At 72.1% G+C, this 12,016-nt stretch carries 10 protein-coding genes and 1 riboswitch; of the genes, 9 read left to right on the forward strand and 1 reads right to left on the reverse strand.

The window, feature by feature from the left end; all coding sequences use genetic code 11:
* Nucleotides 1-493 precede the first annotated feature (493 nt).
* The 8 genes from ACWEO5_RS09800 to ACWEO5_RS09835 all read left to right on the forward strand — a co-directional run bounded on the left by ACWEO5_RS09800 (nt 494) and on the right by ACWEO5_RS09835 (nt 9,638).
* Nucleotides 494-1,789, forward strand: coding sequence for an extracellular solute-binding protein (locus ACWEO5_RS09800; protein WP_452161811.1), 1,296 nt, complete (start codon nt 494-496; stop codon nt 1,787-1,789).
* A gap of 180 nt (nt 1,790-1,969) precedes the next feature.
* A complete protein-coding gene (locus ACWEO5_RS09805; RefSeq protein WP_452161813.1) occupies nt 1,970-2,935 on the forward strand; it encodes a carbohydrate ABC transporter permease in 966 nt (321 codons plus the stop codon).
* Nucleotides 2,932-3,852, forward strand: a complete 921-nt coding sequence (locus ACWEO5_RS09810) for a carbohydrate ABC transporter permease (RefSeq protein WP_452161815.1) — start codon at nt 2,932-2,934, stop codon at nt 3,850-3,852. Before ACWEO5_RS09805 ends, ACWEO5_RS09810 begins: the two co-directional genes overlap by 4 nt.
* Before the next feature lie 62 nt (nt 3,853-3,914).
* Entirely contained in the window at nt 3,915-5,489 is a 1,575-nt protein-coding gene (locus tag ACWEO5_RS09815) for a glycoside hydrolase family 3 protein (RefSeq protein ID WP_452161817.1), read from the forward strand.
* 240 nt (nt 5,490-5,729) lie between these two features.
* Nucleotides 5,730-6,515 (forward strand): GntR family transcriptional regulator, encoded by a 786-nt coding sequence (locus tag ACWEO5_RS09820; protein ID WP_452161819.1) that lies wholly within the window; start codon nt 5,730-5,732, stop codon nt 6,513-6,515.
* A gap of 280 nt (nt 6,516-6,795) precedes the next feature.
* Nucleotides 6,796-7,101: a DUF3311 domain-containing protein gene (locus ACWEO5_RS09825; RefSeq protein WP_452161821.1), complete on the forward strand. Its 306-nt coding sequence runs from the start codon at nt 6,796-6,798 to the stop codon at nt 7,099-7,101.
* A gap of 20 nt (nt 7,102-7,121) precedes the next feature.
* A complete protein-coding gene (gene mctP, locus ACWEO5_RS09830; protein WP_452161926.1) occupies nt 7,122-8,717 on the forward strand; it encodes a monocarboxylate uptake permease MctP in 1,596 nt (531 codons plus the stop codon).
* A 162-nt stretch (nt 8,718-8,879) separates the two neighbouring features.
* Complete coding sequence (locus tag ACWEO5_RS09835; RefSeq protein ID WP_452161823.1) at nt 8,880-9,638, forward strand: histidine phosphatase family protein; 759 nt, start codon at nt 8,880-8,882, stop codon at nt 9,636-9,638.
* Nucleotides 9,639-9,657: 19 nt separating this feature from the next.
* Here the strand turns inward: ACWEO5_RS09835 and ACWEO5_RS09840 are convergent, their stop codons facing one another.
* A complete protein-coding gene (locus ACWEO5_RS09840; RefSeq protein ID WP_452161928.1) occupies nt 9,658-10,701 on the reverse strand; it encodes a GlxA family transcriptional regulator in 1,044 nt (347 codons plus the stop codon).
* 269 nt (nt 10,702-10,970) lie between these two features.
* On the opposite strand from ACWEO5_RS09840, the gene ACWEO5_RS09845 reads away from it, so the two are divergent.
* The gene (locus ACWEO5_RS09845; RefSeq protein ID WP_452161825.1) at nt 10,971-11,465 is read left to right on the forward strand and encodes a GNAT family N-acetyltransferase; all 495 of its coding nucleotides are present in this window, start codon (nt 10,971-10,973) and stop codon (nt 11,463-11,465) included.
* A gap of 261 nt (nt 11,466-11,726) precedes the next feature.
* A riboswitch (cobalamin riboswitch) is annotated at nt 11,727-11,853 on the forward strand.
* Nucleotides 11,854-12,016: the final 163 nt, after the last annotated feature.

Genomic DNA, 12,016 nt, shown 5'->3' on the forward strand with positions numbered 1-12,016 from the left:
CGCGCCCGTGGCGCCCGCGCGGAGCGGCGGAACGGGTGCGGCGCCCCGGCTCCGGGCGGCGCCGGGGCGCACCGGAGGACGACCCTCGCGGCCGGACCGGCGCGCGGCGCAGGGTTGACATGGCCTCACAAATATGCCGCAGCGGCGGTGCCGGGCCAGTGGTCCAGCGGCCCCGGTGTCCCGTTAGGTCCCGTTTCCTCCCCGCGTTGGTCCAGTCCAACACGGCCGAGTCAAGCGTTGATAACGGCTTGTGCAACCACTCTTTGAACCCTTGACGCTCGTCATTGGTCCATGCCAACCTCCAGGCGTTGGTCTAAACCAATGGTCTACTCCACCTCACGGATCGGCCCGCCGGCCCCGGCAGTTCGTATCCGTGTCACCTGGTGACGTTCCCCCTACGGCACAACGCAGCTCCAGGCCAGTCGGCCCAGCAGCCCGGTGCCCTACCTTGCTCATCCCTCTGGAGGATGGTTTGAACCGCAAGATCGCAGCCGTGGCCGCTATCGCCACCGTGCTCGTCGCCTCGGCCTGCTCTTCGTCTTCTTCGTCCGACAACTCCAAGTCCGGCGAGATCCTGAGCAAGGACGGCAAGGGCAAGAAGATCACCGTCTGGCTGATGGACGACGCCCAGAAGCAGTGGCCCGAGGTCGTCGAGGCCGCCAAGGCCCAGTTCAAGTCCGAGACCGGCGCCGACGTCGACATCCAGTGGCAGACCTGGGCGAACTACACCACCAAGGTGGACACCGCCCTCCTCTCGGACAACGCGCCCGACGCGATCGAGATCGGCAACACCCAGGCCGCCAAGTACATCGACGCCGAGTCCTTCGTCGACCTCACCTCGGTCAAGGGCAAGTTCGACAACTCGGACAAGTGGCTGGACTCGCTGGCCGCCTCCGGCAAGTCGGCCGACCAGACCAAGACCTACGCCGTCCCGTACTACGCCGGCGCCCGCGTCATGATCTACCGCAAGGACCTGTTCGAGAAGGCCGGCGTCACCACGCCCCCCACCACCCTGACCGAGCTGAAGGCCGCCCTGGACAAGGTCAAGGCCGACAACGCGGGCACCGCGAACTTCTCCGCCCTGTACCTGCCGGGTAAGAACTGGTACACCGCGGTCTCCTTCGGCGCCGGCTCCTACGGCGTCGAGAACGTCATCGCCAAGAGCTCCGGCGGCAAGTGGTCCAGCACCCTGACCGACCCGAAGTTCGTCGAGGGCATCAGCACCTGGAACGAGCTGCAGAAGGCGTACTCGGTCGGCGGCACCACCGTCGACGAGACCGACCAGGACGCCCGCATGGCGCAGGGCAACATCGCCGCCATCATCGGCAACGGCTGGGAGGTCGGCTCGGTCATCGACCCGAAGAACGGCAACCCGGACCTCAAGGACAAGCTCGCCACCATCGCCCTCCCGGGCGCGGCGGCCGGCGACCCGACCCCGGCGTTCCTCGGCGGCTCGGACCTGGCCGTCCCGGAGAAGGCGAAGAACGCGGAGCTGGGCGCGACCTTCCTGCAGATCTTCACCAACACCGCGCAGCAGACCGCGCTCGCCAAGCACGCGATCCCGAACGCCAAGAACCTGGTCGACGCCTTCAAGGCCGCCGACCCGTCGAACGAGGCCGCCGGTAACGCCGCGCAGGGCAAGACCTGGTTCATCCCGAACTCCCCGATGTGGTCCGGCTCCAACGAGACCGAGCTGAAGAACGCGCTCAGCGCGATCGCGGCCGGCGGCGACGCCGCGGCCGAGCTGAAGAAGGTCGAGGACAAGGTCGTCGGCACCCTGAACGGCTGATGGCCGACTGAACCGCAAGGTCGGCCCGGAGGGTCTGGAACTCCCCGGGCGGACCACGCACTGAGCGCAGGTTAGGGGGTGGGCAGTCCGCGAGCACGCGGACTGCCTACCCGTGCGCCAGGACCGATCAGATCCGCGGGCCCGGGAAGGACCCTGATGAGCGTGACCACCAACGAGACCGTGACACGGTCCGAAAGCCAGGGGCCCGCCCCGGTGAAGAAGCCGCAGCGGCGCGGTGTCTTCGCGGGCGGCCAGTACATTCCCTACACCCTCCTGCTGCCCGCGGTCGTCGTGCTCGCGGGCGTCCTGGTGTACCCGATCTACAAACTGATCGACCTGTCGTTCCAGAACGTCAACAAGTTCGCCTACCTGGCGCACCCGGAGCGGGCCAAGTACATCGGCTTCGACGGGTACACCAAGGTCCTGGGCGACAGCGAGTTCTGGGACGTGGTCCTGCGCTCGATCTACTTCACCGCGGAGCTGGTCATCCTCTCCATGGTGCTGGGCATGCTGTTCGCCCTGCTGCTCAACCGGGTCTCCGCCTGGGTCCGGGTCTTCTTCTTCACCGTGATGATGTTCGTCTGGGCGATCCCGGCGCTGGTCAACGGCCAGGTCTTCCGCTGGATGTTCTCCTCCAACAGCGGCATCGTCGACTACGTCGCCTACCTGCTCACCGGCGACGAGACCTGGAAGCACTACGACTGGTTCTCCGACTCGACCGTCGGCCTGTACGTGGTCGGTGCGGCCGTCGTCATCTGGGGCGCGCTGCCCTTCCTGGTGCTGGGCCTGTACGCCGCACTCACCCAGGTGCCCAAGGAGCTGATGGAGGCCGCCCGCCTGGACGGCGCCAACAGCCTCCAGGCCTTCCGCCACGTGACCATCCCGGTCATCCGGCCCTTCCTGATGATCAGCACCGCGCTGAGCTTCATCTGGGACTTCCAGGTGTTCGCGCAGATCTACGCCCTGCGCAACTCCTCCCCCGAGAGCGGCTACCAGACCATCGGCACCTACCTGTACATGCACGGAGTCGGCTCCTCGCAGTACAGCAACGCCTCGGTGATCTCCATCGTGATGATCCTCATGATGCTGGCGGTGCTCGTGTACTACATCCGCCAGATGCTCAAGATCGGAGCCAACGAGCGATGAGCGACGTCCTTTCCCCCGCTCCGGAGACCCGGCAGGTGCTGCCGCCGGTCAAGAAGGTGAAGAAGTCCAAGGAGACCGAGGTCGGGCGCAGCGGCGTGATGACCTGGGTCTGGAACGCCATCGCGCTGTTCTCCGCGCTGATCATGGCCTTCCCGATCTACTGGATGATCATCACCACCTTCAAGACCAACAAGGACCTGATCGCCCAGGACCCGACGTTCTGGCCGTCCACCTTCTCGCTGGACAGCTACCGGACGATCTTCGACGACGTCGAGTTCCTGCCGGCCCTGCGCAGCACGCTGTTCCTGACCGTGGGCGCCGTGGTGCTCGGTGTCGCGGTCGGCTTCCTGGCCGCCGTCGCCGTGGCCCGGTTCAACTTCCGCGGCCGCAGCTTCTTCATCGTCACCATGCTGGTCGTCCAGATGGTGCCGCTGATGGCGATCCTCATCCCGCTGTTCGTGGTGATGAACAACGCCAACATGACCGGCAACCTGTTCGGCGTCATCCTCGCCTACCTGGTCTTCACCGTCCCGTACGTGATCTGGACGCTGCGCTCGTTCATCGTGAACATCCCGCCGGAGCTGGACGAGGCCGCGATGGTCGACGGCTGCACCCAGTGGGGCGCGTTCTTCCGCGTCATCCTGCCGCTGACCCTGCCCGGCCTGGTCACCACCGCGGTCTACAGCTGGATCCAGGCGTGGAACGAGTTCATCGTCGCCAGCGTGCTGCTGAACAGCGGCCACACCAAGACCTCGATGATCTGGCTGACCGCCTACTCGTCCTCGCCGACCCGCGCGGCTGACTACGGCTCGCAGATGGCCGGCGGCCTGCTGGTCTCGCTGCCCGTGATCATCCTGTTCGTGGTCTTCCAGAAGAAGGTGTCGGCGGGTCTCACCGCCGGTGCGGTCAAGGGCTGAGCCCCTTCCCCACCACCACCGCACCCGTTACACCCCCCACCTCCAGGGAAGGAACCAAGGCGATGCCCGGTACGGAAAGCGCCGATCTCCTCCGCGACGCCGGAGCGGTCCTGCAGCCCGGCTTCGCCGGTCTGACCGCGCCCGAGTGGCTGCGCCGCAGACTGGGCGACGGCGAACTCGGCGGCGTCGCCCTGTTCGGCCGCAACATCCGCACCCCGCAGCAGGTCGCCGCCCTGACCTCGGAGCTGTACGCGCTCAACGGGGACCTGCTGGTCGCCACCGACGAGGAGGGCGGCGACGTCACCCGCCTCGAAGTGACCAGCGGCTCCTCCTACCCGGGCAACCGGGCGCTCGGCGAGGTCGACGACACCGACCTCACCGAGCGGGTGGCCCGCTCCATCGGGTTCGACCTGGCCAGCGTCGGCGTGAACCTCGACTACGCGCCCGACGCGGACGTCAACTCCAACCCGGACAACCCGGTGATCGGCGTCCGGTCCTTCGGCGGCGACGGCGACCTCGCCGCCCGGCACACCGCCGCGTACGTCCGCGGCCTGCAGTCCGCCGGCGTGGCGGCCTGCGCCAAGCACTTCCCCGGCCACGGCGACACGGCCGGCGACTCGCACCTCGGGCTGCCCCGGATCGACCTGGCGCTGGACCAGTTCGCCGAGCACCTGCTGCCCTTCCGGGCCGCCATCGCGGCCGGCGTGAAGAGCATCATGACCGCGCACATCCTGTTCGACGCCTACGACGCCCAGCTGCCCGCGACCATGTCGCAGCGCATCCTGACCGGTCTGCTCCGCGAGGAGCTCGGCTTCGACGGGCTGATCGTCACCGACGGCATCGAGATGGGCGCCATCTCCGGTACCCACGGCGTCGCGGCCGGCTCGGTGCGGGCCATCGCGGCTGGCGCCGACACCATCTGCGTCGGCGGCGGCCTGCAGGACGAGGACGCCTTCGTCTACCTGCGCGACGCGCTGGTCTGGGCGGTCCGCGAGGGCCGGCTGTCGGCCGAGCGCCTGCACGAGGCCGCCGAGCGCAACCGGACCGTCGCCCGCTGGTCGGCCGGCGTCCGGGCCTCGCTGGTCGGCCGGCAGGCCGAGGTGGGCGTCGGCCTGGTCGCCGCCCGCCGCGCGCTGCGGGTCACCGGCGAGCTGCGCCCGCTGGCCGGCGTCCCGCACGTGGTGGAGTTCTCCCCCGGCGCGAACATCGCGGCCGGCGACGAGACCCCGTGGGGCGTGGCCGGCCCGCTGTCCGAGCTGGTGCCCGGCACCACCTCCAGCCGGGTCTCCCCGCCCGCGACCGTGACCGAGGGCTCCGGCCTGCTGCAGGTCACGGTGGCCGCCGAGGACGCCGAGGTCGACACCGCCCCGCTGCTGGGTGCGTCGGTCGGCCGCCCGCTGGTGCTGGTGGTGCGCGACGTGCACCGGCACGGCTGGATGCGCCGGGCCGCGCTGGCCCTGGTCGAGCACCGGCCGGACGCGGTGGTGGTGGAGATCGGCACCGCGCACGGGACGGCCGAGCTGTTCGCCCCGCGCGGGGTGACCACGCTGGCCACCTACGGCGGCTCGCGGGTCGGCGGGATCGCCGCGGCGGAGGCCCTGGCGGGGCTCGCGGTACCGGCCGCCCAGGCCGGCTGAGACACTCGGGACGGGCCCGGGACGGGCGCCTGGCGCCCCGTTCCGGGCCCGTCGCGTACCCGGCGGGCCCGGTCGCGGGCCCGGCCGCGGGAGCGGTCACGGGAGCGGCCGGGGGCTCCGGGTGGTGCCGAATGCGGCCGGGGGGCTCACGCTTGTTCTCCCGTGCGTGCAAACATGTGCTGTTACATAGGACTTAGGGGTCCGTTAAGGGACCGCCTCCAACGAGGAGTGAGAGCTGCCATGAGTGGCGACAGGGACACGGCGGCGCTCGCCGAGGGCTCCACCGTGCCGATCCAGACCGGCCCTGCCACCGCCACGGCCCGGGTCCCCAAGTACTACGGCCTCAAGCGGCACCTGCTGCAGCTGACCGAGACCCAGCCGGCCGGTGCGCCGGTCCCGCCGGAGCGCGCGCTGGCCGCCCAGTTCGACACCTCGCGCACCACCGTCCGGCAGGCCCTGCAGGAGCTGGTCGTCGAGGGCCGGCTGGAGCGCATCCAGGGCAAGGGCACCTTCGTGGCCAAGCCGAAGGTCGCCCAGGCCCTCCAGCTCACCTCGTACACCGAGGACATGCGGGCCCAGGGCCTGGAGCCGACCTCCCGGCTGGTCGAGGTCGCCTACATCTCGGCCGACGAGCGGCTCGCCCCGCTGCTGGACATCAAGCCCGGCGGCCGGGTGCTGCGGATCGAGCGCCTGCGCCTGGCCAACGGCGACCCGATGGCGATCGAGGTGGCGCACCTGTCGGCCAAGCGCTTCCCCGCGCTGCGGCGCAACCTGGCCAAGCACAACTCGCTGTACACCGCGCTGCGCGAGGTCTACGGGGTGACGGTCGCGGAGGCCGAGGAGACCATCGAGACCACCCTCGCCAACCCGCGCGAGGCCGGCCTGCTCGGCTCCGACCTGGGCCTGCCGATGCTGCAGCTCTCCCGGCACTCCTTCGACGCGGACGGCGCCCCGGTCGAATGGGTGCGCTCGATCTACCGCGGCGACCGCTACAAGTTCATCACCAGGCTGAACCGGCCCGCCTAGCCCTTCGGGGGCCGGGACAACGCGGCATCACCAGGCTGAACCGGCCCGCCTAGCCCTTCGGGGGCCGGGACAACGCGGCATCACCAGGCTGAACCGGCCCGCGTAGCGGCGCGTCCGGGTGGTGCCCGCGATCGGGTTGACGGCGTTGTGACAGCGGTCGCTCCGCTGCCCTAACCTCGCGAGGGACCTTCCGATCACCGAGGGTGCCGCCCACCGGACGCACGGTGACGATCGTCGTGGTGCCGCCGGGTCGGCTCCTCGCCGCCCTCCGGAGCCGCCCGTGCCGTCCTCGCCCCCCTCCGCGCCCGCCGCCGGCGCGCCCCCCGCCGTCTCCCCCGCCCGGGTGCTGGCCGGGGCGTGCCTGCTGGTGCCGGTGCTGGTGATGCTCTGGGTGCCGTCCTACAACCGGCTCTCCCCCGGGCTCGGCGGGATGCCGTTCTTCTACTGGTACCAACTGCTGTGGGTGCCGGTGTCGGCGCTGTTCACCGGCACCGCGTACCTGCTGGTGCGGCGGGACGAGGCGGCCCGCCGGGCGGCCGCCGTCCTGCCCGCGCAGGCGGAGCCGAAGGACGGGGGACGGGCGTGAAGCACGTCGACTGGACCGCGATGACGGTCTTCCTGCTGTTCTTCGCCGCCGTGACGGTGATGGGCTTCCTGGCCTCCCGCTGGCGGCGGGCCGACGACGCCCAGCACCTGCACGAGTGGGGCCTGGGCGGGCGGAACTTCGGCACCTGGGTGACCTGGTTCCTGCTCGGCGGCGACCTGTACACCGCGTACACCTTCATCGCGGTGCCGGCCGCGGTCTACGCGGTCGGTGCGGCGGGCTTCTTCGCGGTCCCGTACACGATCATCGCCTACCCGTTGGTGTTCGTGTTCCTGCCCCGGCTGTGGTCGGTCTCCCGGGTGCACGGCTACGTCACCCCGGCCGACTTCGTCCGCGGCCGCTACGACTCGCGCGGCCTGTCGGTGGTGGTGGCGCTCACCGGCATCCTGGCCACCATGCCGTACATCGCGCTGCAACTGGTCGGCATCCAGGCCGTGCTGGACACCCTCGGGGTCGGCGGCGGCGGCAACTGGTTCCTCCGGGACCTGCCGCTGTTCGTCGCCTTCGGCGTGCTGGCCGCGTACACCTACTCGGCGGGGCTGCGGGCCCCGGCGCTGATCGCGTTCGTCAAGGACGCGCTGGTGTACGTGGTGATCCTGGTGGCGGTGGTCTACGTCCCGGTGCGGCTGGGCGGCTACGGGAGCGTGTTCGCGGCGGCGGCGCGGAAGTTCGCGGTGCCGGGGCCGACCGGCGGGCCGAGCGGCTCGCTGCTGCTGGGGACCTCGGGGCAGTGGACGTACGCGACGCTGGCGTTCGGCTCGGCACTGGCGCTGTTCATGTACCCGCACACGGTGACCGGCGTGCTGGCGTCGAGGTCGCGCACCACGGTGCGCCGCAACATGGCGATCCTGCCCGCGTACTCGCTGGTGCTGGGCCTGCTGGCGCTGCTGGGGTTCCTGGCGATCGCGGCGGGGGTGGGGGCGGGGGTGCCGGGCTTCAACAGCCAGCTGGCGGTGCCGCAGCTGTTCGCCGACATGTTCCCGTCCTGGTTCACCGGGGTGGCGTTCGCGGCGATCGGCATCGGGGCGCTGGTCCCGGCGGCGATCATGTCGATCGCGGCGGCCAACCTGTTCACCCGCAACGTCTACAAGGAGTTCCTGAAGCCGGACGCGACCCCGGCCCAGGAGACCAAGGTGGCGAAGCTCGCCTCACTGCTGGTGAAGATCGGCGCGCTGGTGTTCGTGCTGGTGATGGACAAGCAGGCCGCGATCAACTTCCAGCTGCTGGGCGGCCTGTGGATCCTGCAGACCGCGGTGGCGCTGGTGGCCGGCCTGTTCACCCGCTGGTTCCACCGCTGGGCGCTGCTGGCCGGCTGGGCGGCCGGCATGGGCTACGGGACGTGGACGGCCTGGGGGATCGCCTCCCCGGCGACCGGGCACTTCGGCGGGAACAGCGCGGAGGTGCCCGGCCTCGGCGAGAGCGGCTACATCGGGCTGACCGCGTTCGTGCTGAACCTGGCGGTGGCGGTGGTCCTGACGCTGGTCCTGCGGGCCGTGAGGGCCCCCGAGGGGGCCGACGAGACCGCCCCGGCCGACTACCGCGCGGAGGCCGGTGACGAGGCCGTGGAGCGCGCCCCGCAGCCCGCGGCGGCGCACTGACGCACCAGGGGCGCGCGCTTCCTCGTCGTGCGCCCTGTGGTCGCGCCGTCCCCCCGATCGACACTGGGGTGACGGCGCGACCGTCCGTCACCGCCGGCCCCGCGCCGGAGGACCGGGAGCGACGGCACACCGCAAGCACCACCGACACGGGGAGCCACCGCCATGACCGACCTCAGCACGGTACGCAACGGACACCGCCCCGAGGCCGACCAGCCGGACCGGACGCGGCGGCTGCCCTCGGTGCTGGTCGCCACCCGGCACGGCGAGTCGACCGCCAACGTGGAGTTCCGGCACGCGGACGCCAGCGGGGCGCTCGCCGTCCCGATCACCTGCCGGGACGCCGACATCCCGCTCTCCCTGCACGGCCAGGACCAGGCCCGCGACCTGGGCCGCTGGTGGGCCGAGCGACCGCCCGCCGACCGGCCCCGCTCGGTGTGGTGCTCCCCGTACGTGCGCACCGCGGAGACCGCCCGGATCGCGCTGGCCCAGGCGTCCGGGCTGGGCGCCGTCCCGGTGGGGCTGGCGGTGCGCTACGACGAGCGGCTGCGCGACCGGGAGCTGGGCGTGCTGGAGATGCTCACCAAGGCGGCCATCGAGCGCGACCACCCGGCGGAGGCCGAGCGGCGGCGGCGGATGGGCGAGCTGTACTACCGGCCGCCCGGCGGCGAGTCCTGGCTGGACGTGGCGCTGCGGGTGCGCGACCTGCTGCGCGACCTGTACGAGGAGGAGGCGGGCCGGCCGGTGCTGGTGGTGGCGCACGACTGCACGGTGCTGATGCTGCGGCACGTGCTGGACCGGCTGCCCGAGGAGGAGCTGCTGGCGCTGGACCCGGTGGCGAACTGCTCGGCCAGCGTCTGGCGGGCCCGCGAGGGACGGCTGCGGCCGGCCGGCTGGAACCAGACCGGCCACCTGTCGGCCTGACCCGCCCCGCCCCCGCCGCTCAGCGCCCCGCCGCCCCCGCCCCCGCCGCCCGGAGTTCCGGCTCGCGGCCGTCCGGCTCACGGTCCCCGGTCTCGGGCCCGGCGGGCCGTCGCGGGCCGCCGAAGGCCCGCCGGTACGCCTGCGGGGTGGTGCCGAGCCGGAGGCCGAAGTGGTGCCGCAGCGCGGCGGCGTTGCCGAAGCCGCAGCGGGCGGCGACCGCGTCCACGCTCTCCCCGGTGGACTCCAGCAGGCGCTGGGCGAGCAGCACCCGCTGGCCGGTCAGCCAGCGGTGCGGGGTGGTGCCGGTCTCCTGCCGGAAGCGGCGGGCGAAGGTGCGCGGCGACATGTGGGCGAGCCGGGCGAGCTGGTCGACGCCGGTGTCCCGGTCGAGGTGGCGGCGCATCCACTCCAGCACCGGGGCCAGCGACTCGCCGTCGGCCTCGGGCAGCGGGCGGCTGATGAACTGGGCCTGGCCGCCGTCGCGGTGCGGGGCGACCACCATCCGGCGGGCGATCGCCCGGGCCACCTCGGCGCCCTGCACCTTGCGGACCAGGTGCAGGCAGGCGTCGATGCCCGCGGCGGTGCCGGCCGAGGTGATCACGGGGTGGTCGTCGACGTACAGCACGTCGGGTTCGACGGTGGTCAGCGGGAAGCGCTCGGCCATCAGGTCGGCGTACCGCCAGTGGGTGGTGCAGCGGCGGCCGTCGAGCAGGCCGGCCGCGCCGAGCAGGAAGCTGCCGGAGCAGATCGACAGCAGGTGGGCGCCGCGGTCGTGGGCGGCCCGCAGCGCCTCGACGACCTCCGCGGGGTACTGCTCGCGGATGCCGGTGGCGGTGGTGATGACCAGGTCGGCCGCGGCGATCCGTTCGGGGCCGTGCGGGACGTCGATGGTGAACCCGGCGTGGGTGCGCATCGGCCCGGGGCGGTCGCCGACCAGCGCGAAGTCGTAGACCGGCAGGCCGGATTCGGCCCGGTCCAGGCCGAACACCTCGCAGGCCACGCCCAGTTCGAAGGGGTGGACCTCTTCCAGCACCACCACGGCGACGTTCTCCAGCTTTCGCATCCCGCCAGGATGGCAGTGGCAGGATTTCGTGGCAATGGTGCGTTCCTGCCACTCGTGGGCGGCCGCCGGTGCGCGGACAGTGGAGGCATGACCACCGCGCTCGCCCTGCTGGGCCTCCTCGGCACTTTCGGACTCCTCGGCGTCCTGGTCGGCCGCGACCTGGACCGGCACGGCCGCCACGGCCGCGACAACGCGCACCGCCCGACCGGCTACCCGTTCGACCCGGACCTGGCCGACCCGCGCCGCCGGCCGTCCGGCACACTGGCCGGATGCGCTCCCCGACCGTCCGCCGTGCCCTCCTCCCCGACCTCGCCGGAGCCGGAGAGGTCAGCGTCGAAGCCTTCGTCGGGGACGGCCACACCCGTCCGGACTCTCCGTACGCCGACCTCCTGCGCGACACCGCCCGCCGCAACCGGGAGGCCGAGCTGCTGGTCGCCGTCGACGGCGCCGGGGCGGTCCTCGGCTGCGTGACCTTCGCGCCCGGCGGCACCCCGTGGGCGGACGTCGCCGGGCCGGGCGAGGGCGAGATCCGGATGCTCGCGGTCGGCGCGGCGGCCCGCGGCCGGGGCGTCGGCCGGGCGCTGGTGGTGGCGGCGATGGACCGCAGCCGGGAACTGGGACTGGCCGGGATGGCCTTCTCCACCCGTCCGACGATGACCGCCGCGCACCGGATCTACGAGGCGCTGGGCTTCGTCCGCGCCCCCGAGCGGGACTGGTCGGCCGCCCCCGACGTGGACCTGATGGTCTACACGATGCGGTTCTGAGGCCCGGGGCCGGCGGCCCGGCGGACGCCCGCGGGCGACGCGCCGGGCTTCCCGGTTTTTCTCCGGCCGATCGGAAACATCCGCGGCCCGTTCCCCGTTCTCCCCCTCGGCCGTCCGCTTCGGCCGGGCCGCCGCAGACGGCACCGGGCGCGGGGCCGACGGTCCCTCAGGAGCCGTCCGCCCCGTTTTCGTTGTCTACGCGCGGCGCCGCCGACGCGACACGCGCTACTACATCTGGTGCTTCCAGCTCCAGTCGCCACTACATGTATGCTCACTCTCGCTGTCGACGCAGGGGAATCCGGTGGAAGTCCGGGACTGCCCCGCAACGGTGAGCGGGCTGCAGCGACGCCCGCGCAGTCCGAGGACCTGCCGACGGCGTGCGACACGGCATCCCCGCAGACGCCATGCAGCACAGCTTTGCCGTCCGGTCTCGCGGGCGGACCGGGGGTGGTCTTCGGCGCGCCGGAACGCGTTCGCGTTCCTTCGTGCTGCCCTCCCCTGGCCGCGTGCGGTGCCGGACACCCGAGAGCACGTCCGCCGCCGCCACAGGA

It is taken from the genome of Kitasatospora sp. NPDC004272 (assembly GCF_053603035.1).